The sequence below is a fragment of the Halocynthiibacter namhaensis genome (assembly GCF_000812685.1).
Lineage (GTDB): Bacteria > Pseudomonadota > Alphaproteobacteria > Rhodobacterales > Rhodobacteraceae > Halocynthiibacter > Halocynthiibacter namhaensis.
In genome coordinates this window covers 124,659-141,225 of the sequence record NZ_JWIF01000074.1, presented here as the reverse complement: position 1 = coordinate 141,225, position 16,567 = coordinate 124,659, and the positions used below count along the sequence as shown (strand labels likewise).

Annotated in this window: 18 protein-coding genes; 8 read left to right on the top strand and 10 right to left on the bottom strand. The window is 53.3% G+C overall.

Annotated elements, in window-relative coordinates:
* The first annotated feature begins 11 nt into the window (after window positions 1-11).
* From RJ38_RS17110 to RJ38_RS17095, 5 genes are all read left to right on the top strand, one after another.
* Window positions 12-1,001, top strand: a complete 990-nt coding sequence (locus RJ38_RS17110; protein ID WP_420319428.1) for a DUF3419 family protein — start codon at window positions 12-14, stop codon at window positions 999-1,001.
* Window positions 998-1,414, top strand: coding sequence for a Rieske 2Fe-2S domain-containing protein (locus RJ38_RS17105; RefSeq protein WP_052245519.1), 417 nt, complete (start codon window positions 998-1,000; stop codon window positions 1,412-1,414). The genes RJ38_RS17110 and RJ38_RS17105 overlap by 4 nt, the downstream gene beginning before the upstream one ends.
* The gene (locus RJ38_RS18330; RefSeq protein ID WP_162183589.1) at window positions 1,357-1,977 is read left to right on the top strand and encodes a hypothetical protein; all 621 of its coding nucleotides are present in this window, start codon (window positions 1,357-1,359) and stop codon (window positions 1,975-1,977) included. Before RJ38_RS17105 ends, RJ38_RS18330 begins: the two co-directional genes overlap by 58 nt.
* Window positions 1,978-2,040: 63 nt before the next feature.
* Entirely contained in the window at window positions 2,041-2,697 is a 657-nt protein-coding gene (locus tag RJ38_RS17100) for a phosphatase PAP2 family protein (protein ID WP_052245517.1), read from the top strand.
* On the top strand, window positions 2,694-3,830 hold the full coding sequence (locus RJ38_RS17095) for a sterol desaturase family protein (protein ID WP_039020066.1): 1,137 nt from the start codon (window positions 2,694-2,696) through the stop codon (window positions 3,828-3,830). Before RJ38_RS17100 ends, RJ38_RS17095 begins: the two co-directional genes overlap by 4 nt.
* 13 nt (window positions 3,831-3,843) lie before the next feature.
* Here RJ38_RS17095 and RJ38_RS17090 read toward each other — a convergent pair whose 3' ends face one another.
* The 10 genes from RJ38_RS17090 to coxB form a co-directional block, all read right to left on the bottom strand.
* Window positions 3,844-5,259: an FAD-binding oxidoreductase gene (locus RJ38_RS17090; RefSeq protein ID WP_039020065.1), complete on the bottom strand. Its 1,416-nt coding sequence runs from the start codon at window positions 5,257-5,259 to the stop codon at window positions 3,844-3,846.
* 107 nt (window positions 5,260-5,366) lie between these two features.
* On the bottom strand, window positions 5,367-5,951 hold the full coding sequence (locus RJ38_RS17085; protein ID WP_039020064.1) for a GNAT family N-acetyltransferase: 585 nt from the start codon (window positions 5,949-5,951) through the stop codon (window positions 5,367-5,369).
* Window positions 5,951-7,252 (bottom strand): M16 family metallopeptidase, encoded by a 1,302-nt coding sequence (locus tag RJ38_RS17080; protein WP_272945950.1) that lies wholly within the window; start codon window positions 7,250-7,252, stop codon window positions 5,951-5,953. Before RJ38_RS17080 ends, RJ38_RS17085 begins: the two co-directional genes overlap by 1 nt.
* Complete coding sequence (gene thrC, locus RJ38_RS17075; protein ID WP_039020063.1) at window positions 7,249-8,637, bottom strand: threonine synthase; 1,389 nt, start codon at window positions 8,635-8,637, stop codon at window positions 7,249-7,251. Before thrC ends, RJ38_RS17080 begins: the two co-directional genes overlap by 4 nt.
* A 13-nt stretch (window positions 8,638-8,650) precedes the next feature.
* Entirely contained in the window at window positions 8,651-9,325 is a 675-nt protein-coding gene (locus tag RJ38_RS17070) for an SURF1 family protein (RefSeq protein ID WP_039020062.1), read from the bottom strand.
* A gap of 95 nt (window positions 9,326-9,420) precedes the next feature.
* Window positions 9,421-10,224: a cytochrome c oxidase subunit 3 gene (locus RJ38_RS17065; RefSeq protein WP_039020061.1), complete on the bottom strand. Its 804-nt coding sequence runs from the start codon at window positions 10,222-10,224 to the stop codon at window positions 9,421-9,423.
* A gap of 31 nt (window positions 10,225-10,255) precedes the next feature.
* Window positions 10,256-10,843 carry a cytochrome c oxidase assembly protein gene (locus tag RJ38_RS17060; protein ID WP_039020060.1) on the bottom strand — a complete coding sequence of 196 codons (588 nt, stop codon included), beginning with the start codon at window positions 10,841-10,843 and terminating at the stop codon, window positions 10,256-10,258.
* Window positions 10,840-11,028 carry a hypothetical protein gene (locus RJ38_RS17055; protein ID WP_052245516.1) on the bottom strand — a complete coding sequence of 63 codons (189 nt, stop codon included), beginning with the start codon at window positions 11,026-11,028 and terminating at the stop codon, window positions 10,840-10,842. The genes RJ38_RS17060 and RJ38_RS17055 overlap by 4 nt, the downstream gene beginning before the upstream one ends.
* Window positions 11,028-11,975: a heme o synthase gene (cyoE, locus tag RJ38_RS17050; protein WP_039020210.1), complete on the bottom strand. Its 948-nt coding sequence runs from the start codon at window positions 11,973-11,975 to the stop codon at window positions 11,028-11,030. The genes RJ38_RS17055 and cyoE overlap by 1 nt, the downstream gene beginning before the upstream one ends.
* A 58-nt stretch (window positions 11,976-12,033) precedes the next feature.
* Complete coding sequence (gene coxB / locus RJ38_RS17045) at window positions 12,034-12,906, bottom strand: cytochrome c oxidase subunit II (RefSeq protein ID WP_039020059.1); 873 nt, start codon at window positions 12,904-12,906, stop codon at window positions 12,034-12,036.
* 244 nt (window positions 12,907-13,150) lie between these two features.
* On the opposite strand from coxB, the gene tldD reads away from it, so the two are divergent.
* From tldD to dprA, 3 genes are all read left to right on the top strand, one after another.
* Window positions 13,151-14,590: a metalloprotease TldD gene (tldD, locus tag RJ38_RS17040; protein ID WP_039020058.1), complete on the top strand. Its 1,440-nt coding sequence runs from the start codon at window positions 13,151-13,153 to the stop codon at window positions 14,588-14,590.
* 148 nt (window positions 14,591-14,738) lie between these two features.
* Window positions 14,739-15,248, top strand: a complete 510-nt coding sequence (locus RJ38_RS17035) for a hypothetical protein (RefSeq protein ID WP_039020057.1) — start codon at window positions 14,739-14,741, stop codon at window positions 15,246-15,248.
* A 74-nt stretch (window positions 15,249-15,322) separates the two neighbouring features.
* Window positions 15,323-16,492, top strand: coding sequence for a DNA-processing protein DprA (dprA, locus tag RJ38_RS17030; RefSeq protein WP_337588984.1), 1,170 nt, complete (start codon window positions 15,323-15,325; stop codon window positions 16,490-16,492).
* Window positions 16,493-16,567: the final 75 nt, after the last annotated feature.

Genomic DNA, 16,567 nt, shown 5'->3' with positions numbered 1-16,567 from the left:
AACTGACGGGTTTGGCCAATTCTGTTGAACGCATGGTCTGTATCACAGGGTCTGGAACTCGGCCATTAGACATGCTTCTGTCCAACGCCGAAACGGTCATTTCCGTCGATATGAATCCCGTCCAGAACGCGTTACTTCGTTTAAAGATTGCCGCCATCCGTTGTCTTGATCACCACGAAATGCTAACTTTTCTGGGCATTCTTCCGGGGGATCCGTTAGAGTATTGGGACAAAATACGCCAACATCTATCAGAAGACCACGCAACCTTTTGGACGCTGAAACGCCGGCAGATCCAAGGTGGTATTTGGTATGCCGGGCTTTGGGAACGGGTATTGCGCAAGGGCGCATGTGGCACGCGTCTGATCCGAGGGCGCAGGATTGACGCGCTTTTCAACGCCCACGATCTTGATGAGCAAGCCAAAATTTGGGCACAGCATTTTGACGACTGGATCTGGCGGCTTTCCATTCGCACATTGGGGCGACCCTGGATTTGGACACGCGTGATCGGAGAACCCGGCGGCGCATTCCTGCCAAAACCGCAGCACGTCGAAGCCCGCCTCGCCGGGGCGTTTACACGCGCGTCCTCCACGTTTCTGTTTCGCAACAGTGATTTCGCGTCACTGATACTGCGCGGCCACTCCGCGCTGCCAAACGCATTGCCGTTGCATCTTTTGGCCGAGAACTATGAAACCGTACAAGCCCGGCTTGAGCGACTTGAAATACGCCTGACGGGGCTACATCAACTGGACAGATGCACCAATGCCGATGGGTTTTCGTTGTCGGACTTTGGGTCGTACACCAGCCCGAGAACCTATGCGCAGGCGTGGGATGGTGTTCTTCGGGCTGCACGCCCAAATGCCTGTTTTGTTGAACGCATATTCATGAACCCACTTGCCTTGCCTGATGACCGTATTGAAATAGATCACCCCCTGTCAGATCAGCTGACTAAGCATGACCGGGCCATCATATATGACATCCGCGCCGGAAGGATCACCACATGACCGAAACCCATTGGCACCCCGTATTGCGCGCCTCAAAGCTGAAGAAAAAACCGCGCGCCGTCACATTCGAAGGCGAGAAACTTGTCCTCTTCCGTACATTAAATGGCGTGTCTGCTATTGCCGATCGTTGCCCACATCGCTCGGCCTCGCTGTCGAAAGGGCGCGTTATCGACGGCACCGTTGAATGCCCCTATCATGGCTGGCGGTTCAACGGAAAAGGCGTTTGCACGCATATCCCGCTTGCTGAGGGTCCCGTGAAAAACCGCTTGGTGCGATCTTGGGACGCCCGCGAAGCACATGGCCTGGTCTTTGTCACCCGCGACGCCAAGGCCGCAGGCGAAATTCCTGCGCCGACATGGGACCACCAAGCACAGGTTTCTCGGATTTGGAAAGCCACGCACACGCGACGTTGACAGATGCCGTGGAAAACGTGCTTGATCCAATTCACACTCTGTTTGTGCACAGCGGAATTATCCGCGGTGGTGGTGGCCCGACCAGTAAGGTGACCCTTGAAGCCGGGATCGACGCTGGAGAACTTGTGATGCGCTACAGTGGTGAAACGCAATCCAATGGCTTGATGTCCCGACTGCTTGAAAGCCAACGCAGTCACGCCATCAGCCGCTTTCGCCGCCCCGGTGTTGTAAGCCTCGAATACTGGGGGAAGCATGGGTTAAATCTTGTCACCACACTTTACTTCACCCGTGAAGATGACACGCATTTACGGGGGTTCGCCGTGATGACCGGGCCGCGACAGTATGGCCTTGGCTGGATCAAAGCGTTGCTTTTTGTGCCCCTGATGCGCATTGTAATTTCGCAAGATTTACGGATTATGGCAAATGCGACCGAAAATTGGGAAGCCGCCGGAAAGCCACCGCATGCAAATGGCCCGCTTGATATTTTATACCCGCTGATTTCGCAGGTGCTTGACGGGCAAACGAATAATGTTGATGTCCAACGCGTCACGCTGGATATTTAGGCCAGCCAAAAGTGCAATCTTCTGCCCCCTCTCAATATTCAATGTCATTTTGGAGAGTTCTCAATGTTCGATAATATAGACGACGCTTCCGCCAGTAAGGTGACTTTGTCGTTTTTGTCACGACTGGTCTTGATGGTGTCCAGTTGGGGATCGATTGGCATTGTCTATACGCTGTCGGGCCTGCGCGGCGCCGAAGCCGCACATCTGTTGACGCCGTCATCGATAGACCTTTGGTTCCCGTTCACCCCATCCGCGATTTGGGTGTATATGTCGTTCTTCCTGTTCATTCCCATGGGGTTTTTCTGCGCCCAGCCCGAACGCGTGAAATGGCTAAGCTGTGTCATGCTGTGCAGCGCAATAGGTGCCGCAATTGTGTTTGGTTTTTTCCCAACGACCATGGTTTTCCCAGACGTCACGCAACAAGGCCTAAGCGCACAAACGCTTAAACTGTTGATGCGCTATGATGCAGTGGTCAACTGCCTGCCTTCCCTGCACGTGACACTGACATGCTTGGCGCTGTTGGCACTGTTGCAGGCGGGACATCTCTGGCGCAACCTGCTGCTGACGGGATGGGCCGTAGTGATAATGGTTTCTATCTTACCGCTTCACCGACACCAGTTCGTCGATCTTCTGGCGGGGCTAGGATTGGCCCTGTTGGCCTGTGCAGCTACCGTCATTTTCAAACGCTATGGCATTATCCGTTGGGGGGGCACGCCATGACCGCAGTCGCGTTCCCCATTCTCTTGATGTTGATCCTTGTGTTAACGGAAATGATCATATTCAACCGTCAAGGCCGACATGTCGTCGATTGGCACGATGTTGTCTTTAATCTCAATTCTGGACATTTGATGGTTTGGCTGTTTCGCGGGTTAGAAATCGCCGTCTATGGCTTGATCCTGAACAGGTTTGGCACCGGTTTTGTCAGCGATTGGCCTGTTGCAGTTGTCTGGGCCATCGCCCTCATTGGTTGGGACTTTTGCTTCTATTGGCTGCACCGGTTGCATCACAAGTTTCGCATCCTTTGGGCGGTCCATGTTGTTCATCATGAGGGCGAGCACTTCAATCTATCCCTCGCAATGCGCAATTCATGGTATTCATCACTGGCTTCTATTCCATTTTTTATCCCATTGGCATTGCTCGGCATTCCGGTTGAAATGTTCATCTCAGTGTCCGTGGTACATTACGGCATTCAACTGATGAACCACAGCGCACTGACACCTCATCTAGGGTTCTTAGAGCATATCCTGGTCACCCCAACCCACCATCGCATCCATCACGTGGCCGACAGAGCTTGGTCCGACAGCAACTACGCCGGCAGTTTTGTCATTTGGGACAAGCTGTTCAACACCTATCGCCCCGACCTTCCCGAAGATGATTTCAACTATGGCGTCAAAGGGGCGTCACCGTCGTTCAACCCAGCAATCGCGAGCAACATCCCCGTCTTACGGCACCTGTTGAACTGGAACGTTAGCGTCGCAAAGCCCATCCCTTCCTACCATGCGAATGGGGTAATGGTTCTGGTGGGAACCATAGTCTTATTCGCCCTCGTCACCGGATATGTGTGGCTTTACGGGTATGGATATGCGGACACAAGTTATAGCCAGCTGACACGCTTCGCCTTGTTGGCTTTTGGAGCCATTGCCCTCGGTGGAATAAGCGAAGGTCGCCTCTGGGCGCTTTACGGTTGGCACCTTACAAGTGCATTTCTTATGCTCGAAGCGCTGAACAGTGGCGCAAGTTATGCTTGGCTGGTGGGCTGCCTTGCCTTGATCATCCATAGCCTATCATTGTTGGCAGGAATCGGACGCGACCGAAGTGTAATCAGCCCAAATGCAGAAGACCCAATGCAATGAAACGGCAAGAAAATCAGTCTAGAACCGCGCCGGGGTTCATGATGCCACGTGGGTCCAAAGCTTGCTTGATCTGCTGCATCATCGCGCGCTTTGTTGGGTCGCCGTAACGGGTAAGCTCGCCAGATTTCAGCCGCCCCACCCCATGTTCCGCGCTGAATGACCCGCCATGAGCATGGACCAAATCATGGATCAAACGTTCAATCTCATCTTTATAATCCGCGAAGGCGCTGGCCTTCTGCCCAGCAGGTGGGAAGACATTATAATGCAGGTTCCCGTCCCCCAAATGACCAAAACAGTTCACGCGCACAGGTGCGATCTTGGCAATTTCTGCCATGCCAAGGGGGATGAAACGCGCCATTTCGGACAGTGGCAATGAGATATCATGGCTGCCAATGGCGCCGATTTTTTTGTTTGCAGCGGGAATATGTTCCCGCAGAGACCACATCTCGGTGCGTTGGGCCAAAGACTGGGCAATCACCCCATCCGTCACGAGACCCGCCTCGCTTCCCGTAACAAAGAGATCTTCCAACAAGGTTTCTGGGTTCAACGCCGCAGGCACACCAAATTCCACCAACACCGACCATTCAGGCGACTGGGCAAAGGGCTGATGAATACCTGGCAATGTGTCACGCACAAATTCCATGCCCGTGCCGCTGATCAATTCAAATGCGGAAACAGCATCCCCCGTGATCTCGCGCGCTTTTGACAAAAGTTCCAATGCGGCAGCGGGATCGCGAACAGTCAGAATTGCGGTTCCAACACGCGCAGGCCGCGCAGACAGGCGTAAACTGGCGGCCGTGATCACCCCCAACGTGCCTTCAGACCCGATCAACAAGTTCTTAAGATCGTATCCTGTGTTGTCTTTGCGCAGCCGCGACAAATTGTTCAGAACCCGGCCATCAGAGAGAACGGCCTCAACCCCAAGACATAAATCGCGCGTGTTGCCATAACGCAGCACGTTCACACCGCCCGCATTGGTCGCAAGGTTTCCGCCGATCTGGCATGTGCCTTCGGATGCCAATGACAGCGGAAACAGCAAGTCTTCATCTGCGGCTCCGTCCTGTATGGCTGCCAAAGTCATGCCCGCTTCCACAATCATCACATTTTCCGTAGGGAAAATATCGCGCATCTTGTTCATACGCTCAAGCGACAGGATCAACGGGGCAACCCCTTGATCCGCAGACATAAGTTGCCCACCAACAAGCCCCGTACCACCGCCAAATGGGATCACACCAACCTGATGTTCTGAACACAGCGCAAGGATCTGCGACACTTCATTCGTATCACGTGGCGCCACAATCGCGCCTGCATGGCCAGTGATGCGTTTGCGGGGTTCTTCTAAATATAGTTCAGATGCAGGGCGCAAAATGTCATCGCCAAGAAGCGACGTCAAATGTGCAATAAATTCGGGATCGGCAGGGTTTAGCATGTGGGGCCTCCGGTGCTGAACTGATCATGTCTGAAGTCGGCATTCAAGAAAGAAGCGTTTGTTTTGCGCAATCTCTTCTTACCCCAAACGACCACCTGAAGTGAGGTCTAACACACGTCAGTGCGACCGCGCCGATCCCCACGAAGATTTGCGTATAATACATGCGTGCGCCAGCGGCCATTGATTTGCAGATAGCTTTGCGCGACACCTTCATATTTGAAACCGGATCGCTCAAGCAATCCCCGGCTAGGCTTGTTCTCTGGAAGGCAAGCCGCCTCTAGACGTGACAAATCCAAACTGCGGAATGCAAAATGTTCAACAGAAAGAATGGCTTCCCGCATGTAACCTTGGCGTGCAAACCCTTGTCCGATCCAATATCCAAGCGTCGCAGCCTGTGCCGGGCCACGCCGGATCGTGTCCATTGTGATTGCCCCAATCAGATAGTTATCAGACCGGCGAAAAATGAACAAAGGCACTGCTGTGCCTTGGGCAATGGAACGCCGCGCCCAATATACACGATTGGTGAAACCCTTGCGTGACAGGTGATCTGGCGACCAGGCCGGTTCCCACGGTGTTAGAAATTCGGCGCTGTTGCGACGCAGCGCCGCCCATTCACGGAAGTCACCGTGTTGGGGCGGACGCAGATACATGCGTTGCGTTTCAAGCCGAAGTTTCCGATTGCGACCAAGCATTAGCCAGCCTTGCGTCGTTGTGTAATCCCATCCAAATCGACGGCGTCGGACACTGGCCCATATTGCGCCAGGGTCGCCGCTGCGTTGCTGGCCATATCTGCACCGAAGTCCTGCAAAGCAGTCAAATCAACACTGTCGATTTTCTCAACCACTTCCGCAACCGGCGGCACCCTGCCCCAGATTGACATCATGCGTGCCAGACGTTCCGTACGATTTGACGGGCTTTCAAGCCCCATCAACATCCCCGCTTTCATCTGCGCGCGGGCGCGATCCAATTCAGCCTGCGTGATTGTGCCGGCTGCCCGTTTCATCTCGTCAATGGTGACAAGCGCCAAATCGGCCACTTGGTCACCACTGGTGCCCGCATAGATCGTCATCATGCCGCTGTCAGCAAAGGCGCCAGCTTGGGCATAGATCGTGTAACAAAGCCCACGTTTTTCGCGCAACTCTTGGAACAGGCGCGAAGACATGCCCCCGCCAAGCACACCGGAATACAGCTGCGCCGCCCAGATGGCATCATCGGTGTAGCTTGGGCCTTCAAACGCCAATGCGAAATGCGCTTGTTCAAGATCCTTTTCGACCTTCACTTCACCGCCATGGTAAGACGCGGTGATCAAGGCAGGTGCAGCCCCCGCAACGCGTGTGCCAAACAGGGCTTCGGCCTGGGCAACAAGTTTGTCATGATCAATGGCACCAGCAGCGGCAAGGATCATATTTTCAGGGCCGTAATGGGTGCCAATGAAGGATTGAAGATCTGCTTTCTGGAAGGCCGATACCTTTTCACCAGGGCCCAAAATCGTGCGCCCAAGCGGCTGATCTGGGTAGGCGCGTTCTTGCAGCCAATCAAAGATCACATCATCCGGCGTATCAAGCGCTTGGCCGATTTCTTGCAAAATGACACCGCGTTCGATCTCGATTTCCGCCGGATCAAACGTTGGGTTCAACAAAATATCCGAGATCACATCCAAGGCCAATGGAACATCGCTTTCCAAGACACGCGCGTAATAGGCGGTCATTTCGCGCGATGTATAGGCATTCAAGTAACCGCCCACATCTTCAATTTGTTCCGCAATATCAAGGGCCGAACGTGTATCCGTGCCTTTGAACGCCATATGTTCCAAGAAATGCGCGATGCCGTTTTCACTTTCAGCCTCATTGCGGCCACCAGCGTTCACCCAAATTCCAAGGGTGGCGCTTTCAAGACCAGGCATATGTTCGGTGATAATCCGAAACCCATTGGAAAGCGTGTGAATTTTCTGGCTGGATCCAGTGGATGCGGTACGGGTTAAGTCAACGTTCACTTGTTCAGGCGCTCCCGAATGAGGGTTGTAAGGGCGGAAAGATCGTTGGCGACGGGTGTGACGCGCTCGTCGCGGTCAAACAATCCACCCATGTGAGGTGGTAAACCAACGTCAACACCACAGGCGGCTTTTACCGCTGCGGGGAACTTGGCTGGATGTGCTGTGGCAAGCGTGATCATCGGGACGTCAGACAGGTTCTGATCACCAATACGCGCGCCAATCGCAGAATGTGGGCACAGGGTTTCGCCAGTGCGCGCCAGCATATCTTTGATGGTTTCGTTGGTTTCTTCTTCGGAAACGCGGCCAGATTTAAACTGCTCGCGCAGGGCTTCAATCGCGCCTTGGCTGATGGTGAAACTGCCTTTTTCAGACATGTCCTCCATCAGTTGGCGGATCGCAGCACCATCGCGGCCATATGCATCAAACAGGGCACGTTCAAAGTTGGAACTGACCTGAATATCCATGGACGGGCTGATGGACGGGGTCACGCCTTCTTTTGTGTAAGCGCCAGTTTCCATGGTGCGATGCAGAATGTCGTTTTGGTTCGTCGCAATCACAAGGTCGTTGATCGGCAAGCCCATTTTCTTAGCGATATAACCGGCGAAAATGTCGCCAAAGTTACCTGTTGGCACAGTGAAGGACACTTCACGATGCGGCGCACCAAGCGAAACGGCGGAGGAAAAATAGTAAACAACCTGCGCCAAAACGCGGCCCCAGTTGATCGAATTCACACCTGCAAGACCAACTTCGTCGCGGAAATCATGGTCGTTGAACATATCTTTCAGGCGCGCTTGGCAATCGTCAAAATCACCCTTCACGGCCAAGGCATGCACATTGCTTTCGGATGGCGTGGTCATCTGGCGGCGTTGCACCTCAGATACGCGCCCTTCTGGGAACATGATAAAGACGTCGACGTTATCAAGACCTTTGAACGCCTCAATCGCGGCGGACCCGGTATCACCAGAGGTCGCACCAACAATCACCACGCGTTCACCGCGTTTTGTCAGTGCGGCTTGGAACATCTGCCCAATCAACTGCATGGCAAAGTCTTTGAACGCCAAAGTCGGACCGTGGAACAGTTCCAGCAAGAAATGGTTCGGGGCAAGTTGTTTCAGGGGCGCACGCGCGTCATGTGCAAAACCGGCATATGCGTTTTTGATCAGCGTGCGAAATTCGTCATCGCCAAAGCTTTCGCCTACAAACGGGCGCATGACGCGGTAAGCAATATCTTCATAAGACAGGCCCGCCATCTCGGCGATTTCATCCTTGGTTAGGGTCGGCACAGTTTCAGGCACATAAAGTCCACCATCGCGCGCAAGGCCAGTCAACATGGCGTCTTCAAATGTCAGTTCCGGCGCTTGGCCACGTGTAGAGATATATTTCATCGCTCTGCTTTGCTCACTGAAGCTTCGGGGTTTGTTGTCTGATACGCCAGACAACGGCGGCTGTCATCACCAACCAGATAAATGCCAAAGAAAACCATGTGATCGCATATCCCAAGTGGTCATTTGGGATGCCTTCGGTTGAAACCGGCATTGGTCTGGCTTTGAAGGTATTGGGGGTCACGCTACGGGCAACGATCAGGATCGGCTCGGTGTTCAGCGACATAGCGATGGCCGGAATGTCACGTGCGTACCAAGTGGTGCCTTCGGGTTCCGGTGTGAACCCGTCGACTTCCTGAGGCCAAAGCAGGTTGCCAGTGATGCTCAACTCCACCTCGGACAAAAGGTCATCGGGCGTTGTTTGTTTGCGATAGCCTCGATCGAGCAAAATTCTACGCCCCTTGACCTCAAACACCGACAACATGCGAAACCCCGCCCCTTGGGCTTTGGCGGTCGCGAAAACCTGCACCCCAGGGCTTGCGATGCCTGTGACAGCCACAGGCAGATACCGGTCGCGTTCGGGGTCCAGTTGATCGGGCAAGGCAACGGGTTCGGCCTGAATGCGCAGTTCAATCTCAGCCAGGCTCGCGTTTTTCCAAGCCAGACGCGAAACCTGCCAAAACCCCAGCCACAACAAAATGACCAAGCCAATTGCACCAAAGATCACTGTCAGGATTGTCTTACCGTTCATTCGTCATCTCACTCATGCGCGCCGGAGCCAAAAACGGAAAAAGCGCAGATGTTTCCACCTGCGCTTTAAAGCCGTTATTGCCGGAAGGTTCAACCTTAGGCGCCCCAGATATAAACCGCGGCAAACAGGAACAGCCAAACAACGTCCACAAAGTGCCAATACCAAGCCGCAGCTTCAAAACCGACGTGCTGTTCTTGGGTAAAGTGGCCTGCTTTTGCGCGCATCAGGCACACAAACAGGAAGATGGTGCCAACGATGACGTGGAAACCGTGGAAGCCAGTCGCCATGTAGAAAACGCCGCCATACACACTGCCGCCCAGACCAAAGGTTGCGTGGCTGTATTCATAGGCTTGGAAGAACGTAAACACGACGCCAAGAAGGACAGCGATCAACAGACCATTGATCATGTCTTTACGATTGTTTTCATGCGCCAAGGCGTGGTGTGCCCAAGTACAAGCCGCACCAGAACACAGCAGAATCAATGTGTTGATCAGTGGCAGGTGGAACGGGTCGAATGTTTCGATACCAACAGGTGGCCAAACACCATCAATCGCTGGGCTGTCTGGGCCCATTGGATACATAGCATTCTTAAAGAAAGCCCAGAACCATGTTACAAAGAACATAACTTCAGACATCAGAAACAGGATGAACCCAACACGCAAGCCGATGCGCACAACCGGTGTGTGATCCACACCACCTTGACCTTCAGTGACCATTTCAGACCACCAAGCGAACATCACATAAAGAACGCCAGCCAGGCCCGCAAAGAACATCCAAGGCATATCATTGGCCATCCAAAGAACGGCGCCATACAGCATGAAGAACCCTGCAGCAGCGGCCATCAATGGCAGCCAGCTTGGGGCTAGGATGTGGTAATCGTGATTTTTTTCGTGTGCCATGTGCGTTTCCCCTGCTGGAGGCTATTCGTGTTTAATTCTGTACCACCGAAGTATCGGACGCAAGTTGCGCCACATCTTCCGGCAAGTCGGTTTCATAGAAGGTGTAGGACAGTGTGATGTGTTGTGCAAACTTTGCTTCACGATCGTTTACGATTTCCGGGTCGACATAGAATGTCACCGGCATCATCACACGTTCCCCGGGTTGCAGCACCTGCTCGGTAAAGCAGAAGCAATCAATCTTGGTGAAATAAGCGCCTGTTGAATAGGGCGCGACGTTGTAACTGGCTGTGCCGGCCACAACGCGATCCGTTGGGTTATAGGCCTCATAATAGATCAGACCTGTTTCGCCGATGCGAATTGTGACGTCGTCTTGTACGGTTTTGAATTCCCATGGCATGTCGCGGTCCAAAGACGCATCGAAACGCACAATGATGGTTTCATTCAATACCACACCGGATCCATCTGCAGCCACCTGCGTGGTGCCGCCAAAACCCGTGACTTTGCAGAACCAGTCATACAGCGGGATCGACGCCCAGGCCAATCCACCCATCAGAAAAACAACGCCAACCAATGTCAGAACTGTTTTGCCGTGACTTACTTGTGGCTGCTGCGCGCTCATTCGCTCGCCCCTTCGTTGGTCAACCCACGTGAGGCGTTATAGGCCTCTGGTACATCGCCAATGATGTTCACCTTTACAACGGTGATGCCAAAAACCAAGGCCACGAACGCCGCTAGAACAAGGCCGAGGCCCGCGTTACGGCTGAAGCGGCGCTTGTGAATTTCATGTTCAACTCTGAGATCCATTAGAAACCTCCCCATCCGAAAGATTTCAATCCAGCTTCCAACAGCAATGCTGAAAAATGTAGGAATAGATATAGCAGTGACAGCTTGAAATAGCGGCGCTCGACTTTGTAATCATCCGCCTCGGCCGCCGCATCATCGCGACGCAGGATTTGGACAGCGCCACGGATAAACAATGCGTTCAGCACGATGGACGTGATCAGATATGCCCAACCACCAATGGATGTCGCCGCAATCCCCAGCGTCACAATCGCCAGAGGGATGGTATAGGCCAGAATGTGTTTGCGTGTGGCAACCCGTCCATGAGTCACAGTCAGCATCGGCACATCCGCATCCGCGTAATCAGTCTTCGTAAACAGCGCCAAAGACCAGAAATGCGGGGGGGTCCAGATGAATGTAATCATGAACATCAAGATGCTTTCGATTGACACACCACCGGTGGCCACAGCCCAACCGATCATCGGGGGAAAGGCACCAGCCGCGCCACCAATAACGATGTTTTGCGGTGTCAGGCGTTTCAGCCACATGGTGTAGATCACCACATAAAAGAAGATCGTAAACGCCAGAAACAGGCCAGCAAAAATATTCGCAGCCAAGGCCAGCATGATGCAGGAAAAACCGGAAAGTGCACAGCCAAGGCCAAAAGCTTCTTCCTTGGTGACTTTGCCCGCAGGGATTGGGCGGTTCATCGTGCGTTTCATTTTGGCGTCAATGTCGTGGTCATACCACATGTTCAACGCCCCAGAGGCCCCGCCGCCCAGCGCGATAAACAAGATCGACACAAAGGCCAAAAACGGATGAACGGACACGGGTGCCACCATCAAGCCAACGAAGGCTGTGAAGACGACAAGCGACATCACCCGTGGCTTCAACAGGGCGTAATAGTCGCCAAAACCGGCTTCATATTCGAAGCCGGAGGTGATTGATTTATCTGCACTCATATCGCTCATGTCAGTTCCACGTTGCGAAGACCCAGCGGCATCAACCGCTCGGGTCCGGGCTTCAGGATCAGTCAGCGGAAGCAACTTGGATGGTCGCATCAACGTCCAAAGACGCCTGACGACCCAACCATGCTTCATATTCCGCCTGCGTCACGATTTTCACAGTGATTGGCATATAGGCGTGATCTTTACCGCAAAGCTCAGAACACTGACCGAAATAGATGCCTTCGTTGCCAACATCTACATTGAACCAAAGTTCAGCGGTACGACCAGGAACACCATCTTGTTTCACACCAAAGGCAGGGATCGCCCAGGAATGGATCACATCAGCAGCCGTCACACGTACAACAATGTCTTTGCCTGATGGCAGAACAATCGCAGTGTCAGTTGCCAGCAAATATTCGTCTTGAGTATAGCCATTTTCTTCCAAAGCAGAACGGCCCAGCATGAAGCTATCAAACGCGATGTCTGTGCCGATGTATTCATAGGACCAGTACCATTGGTTGCCTGTCGCTTTGATATGAATGTCACCTTCGGGAATTTCTTGCTGGTTAAACAGAACCGGCAGAGAGAAGGCACCAATGAAGACCAAAACGACGACCGGTAGTATCGTCCATGCGATTTCAAGTTGTGAATGATGGGTAAATGTCGCTGGCGTTTTGTTTACACGCTGGTTGAAACGCAAAATCACATAGGCAAGCAAGGCAACAACGAAAAGGACGACACCTGAAATAATCCAAAGAACCAGCGTATCCAGACCAAAGGCTTGTTGCGCGATGTTTGTCGCTGCTGGCTGAAAGTTAACGCCGCCCGCTGTTGGTGCGCCGATCACTTCAAGGCCGGTGATTCCATCACCTGAATCTTGTGCGAAGGCGCTGCCCACTGAAATTACGCTGGCTGCTGATGCCAAGAAGCCTGAAACTGTGCTTTTAAGTTGCATATCTTCGTCCTGTTCACTTTTCCCCGGTCGTCCGTTTTACTGCCACGGACGATTAATTCTGCCGCTTTTGGCGAAAACCGACGGAATCCAATTGTGTCTGGCCTGCTTGAAACCATATTAAGGCGTATGGAACAAGTAATTCATGTGCGCTTTTGGCCCACATTTGTGATTTTATCACCAATTTCCTGCGACCAATTGGCCAAGACGGCTTAAATGGCGTTGAAACAGAGGCGGAGCCACACCAATGAACACCCCACAGACACCTGCAACTGATCGTTTCCGCCCTTTTGACGAGACATTTGATGAGGCCCGCGCATTAACCTTACTGCGAGAGACGCTGAATGGCGCGGATGATGGCGAGATTTTCTTGGAACGCGCCCGCTCTGAGGCATTGGTGTTTGACGACGGTCGTCTTAAAACGGCAAGTTTTGATGCCTCCGAAGGCTTTGGCCTGCGGGCGGTCAAAGGGGAAACCACGGGGTATGCCCATTCCACAGAAATGACCGAATCTGCCATGAAGCGTGCCGCAGAGACCGCGCGCCTCGCGGTAGCATCTGGAGGTGGCACCCTCGCGGATGCCCCGCGCCGTACGAATACACAGCTTTATCAACCTCTGGATCCTATCTCTGAGGCGCCTTTTGCTGTGAAGCTTGAAGTATTGCGCGAGATCGATGATTTCCTGCGCAGTCTTGATCCACGTGTTGTTCAAGTCTCAGCAACCCTTGCCGCATCCGTGCAGGAAATCGAAATTCTACGCCCCGAAGGCACGCGCCTCACGGACGTCCGCCCCATGGCGCGCCTGAATATCTCAGTGATCGTTGAAAAAGACGGTCGGCGCGAGAGCGGCGGTGCTGGTGGTGGCGGACGTGCCGGTATCCTTGGACTGATGCAGCGCGATCATTGGCAATCGGTTGCGCGTGAAGCATTGCGCGTCGCAAATGTGAACCTTGAGGCCGTCCCTGCCCCGGCTGGCGTCATGGATGTTGTGCTTGGCCCTGGCTGGCCTGGTATTTTGCTGCACGAAGCCATTGGTCACGGGCTGGAAGGCGACTTCAATCGCAAGGGATCATCCGCTTTTGCGGGCCTCATGGGCAAACGCATCGCTGCAAAAGGCGTCACCGTTTTGGATGATGGCACCATGCCTGACCGCCGGGGATCCGTCACGATTGACGACGAAGGCACACCCGGCGGCAAGAACGTGTTGATCGAGGACGGCATTCTAACCGGCTTCATGCAAGATCGCCAAAACGCCCGCCTGATGGGGGTTGAGGCCACCGGCAACGGTCGTCGCCAAAGCTATGCCCATGCGCCAATGCCGCGCATGACCAACACCTATATGCTGGGCGGTGACGCAACCCGCGAAGAAGTTCTATCTGGGCTAAAAGACGGTATTTATGCGGTTGGGTTTGGCGGTGGTCAGGTTGATATCACCAATGGTAAATTCGTGTTTTCCTGTACCGAAGCTTATCGCGTGGAAGGCGGCAAAGTCGGCGCCCCCGTCAAAGGCGCCACCCTAATTGGTGACGGTGCCACCGCCTTGAACCAAATCCGCACCATCGGCAACGACATGGAAATGGATCCCGGCATGGGCAACTGTGGCAAACAAGGCCAATGGGTGCCCGTGGGCGTGGGACAGCCAAGTTTGTTGATCTCAGGGCTAACAGTTGGTGGCGCTGCAACCTAATGCTTCACAGCTTTCTTGGCTCTAGTGTAGTAACAAACACGTTGTTGCGTAGAGCCATATCTCTATTGCGCTATGGATTGACCTAATGTGCCTCTCGTGCCAGTCACACGGCTGTTTAAGATAAGAATTATTGAGTAAGGGGTTTCACATGCGACGTTCTCACTGGCTGTTTCACACCAATGCCAAGGCAGCACAGGAAAAGATTGCATGGCGGCTGCTGCTTGCGCTTATACTGGCTCCAGTGATTGCACTTATAGTCTCCATTGTCAGCTTTGCGACCATAGAAGTAAGTATCACATCTCTACATCGAAATTTCACAGACGATGCCGCGATTATCTATGGAATATCTATGGTAGTTCAGATTTTGTCCTTCCCCATTATGTTTTTCCTGTTCAGATATCTGTTTCGTCATGGAAGAGGCGGCTTGAGTAGTGTCTTGATTGTTGCACTGCTTGGTGGCCTGCTCTCGCAGCTTTTGATCCATTACCTAGGAGCCAGTTTGGAGTCTATTTTCTTCTTGCGCTTAAGCGAAACCTCTGTGTTTTTCATAGCTCTTTTGCCCTTTCTTCTTGCGAACTTATTCACATGGTTACTCCTTCGAGTCTTCCACAAAGCACTGTTCCAGCCTGAACCAGACACAACGGATGTGTTCTCCTGACTTTCTTTAGAAATCATTAACCGCTTCTGTGTCACTGTCTGTGCCAGGGTAATCTGGCCTCTGGGGCGAATGATTTGGAACACATTGACCACGATCTGTTTACAGGAAACACGGCGGAACTTGCCCCGCCGGATCCAAAGGAACGTTTTGCGCGGCTGCAATTGATCCGTTCGCCAAAGGTCGGGCTAACAACATTTTATCGCCTGCTGGATCGACACGGATCCGCGCGCGTCGCCATTGATGTCATGGCGCAAGACCGCCCAGATTGGTCGCCTATTGCACGCGAACAGGTCCATCAGGAACTCAAGGCAGGAAAGGCCGCCAAGGCAAGCTTAATCTTATGGGGCGACCCCTTCTACCCCGCCCCCCTGAAAGACATCCCAGATCCGCCTGCAGCACTTTGGGCAAAGGGAAATATCGATCTATTGCAACGCCCGGCCGTCGCCATTGTCGGCGCGCGCAACGCGTCATCCATCGGGTTGCGCATGGCAAAACGATTGGCCGGTGAGTTGGGAAAAAATGGGATCATCGTGGTTTCAGGCCTAGCACGCGGGACAGACAGTGCCGCACATAACGGGGCTTTGGCGTTTGGCACCATTGCTGTCGTTGCAGGCGGGGTCGATGTGATTTACCCATCTGAAAACAAAGCCTTACATAACGGCATTGCGAAAAATGGGTTAATCCTGTCTGAACATCCTGCAGGCACAAAACCCACGGCGCGGCATTTCCCCATGCGCAACAGAATCATCTCGGGGCTTAGTCAGGGGGTCTTGGTGGTGGAAGCCGCGTTGAAATCTGGATCTATGATCACCGCAAAAAACGCGCTGGATCAGGGACGTGATGTATTGGCCGTTCCTGGGCATCCAATTGATATGCGGGCCAGCGGGTGCAACGCGTTGATCCGCGATGGCGCGACCTTGATCCGCAACGTCGATGATATTCTAACCGCCCTTCCCCAGCTTCAAGATCAACCAACACCCGCTGCCGAACTGATAGATACCGTCAGCGACCTCGACCACAGTTCCCCGCGCAAGCGCCCGCCACGCAAACGCCCGGCAGAGGTCGCCGAGTTGCACAATCAAATTCTCAACACATTGACGACCGCCCCTTTGGCGGAAACCCAACTGATGGAAGATCTCAACGTGACCTTGCCTGACCTAGACCTATTGTTAACCAGATTGGAAATCGACGGACGCATAGAACGCAAAACCGGGGGCGTTTTACGGCTGTTGCGCCAAGAATGAAGGTTTGAATTTCATCCAATGGGCAACACTCGTAATGTTGTGATCAGATTGCCCCATTGACTTTCATCCCATCCC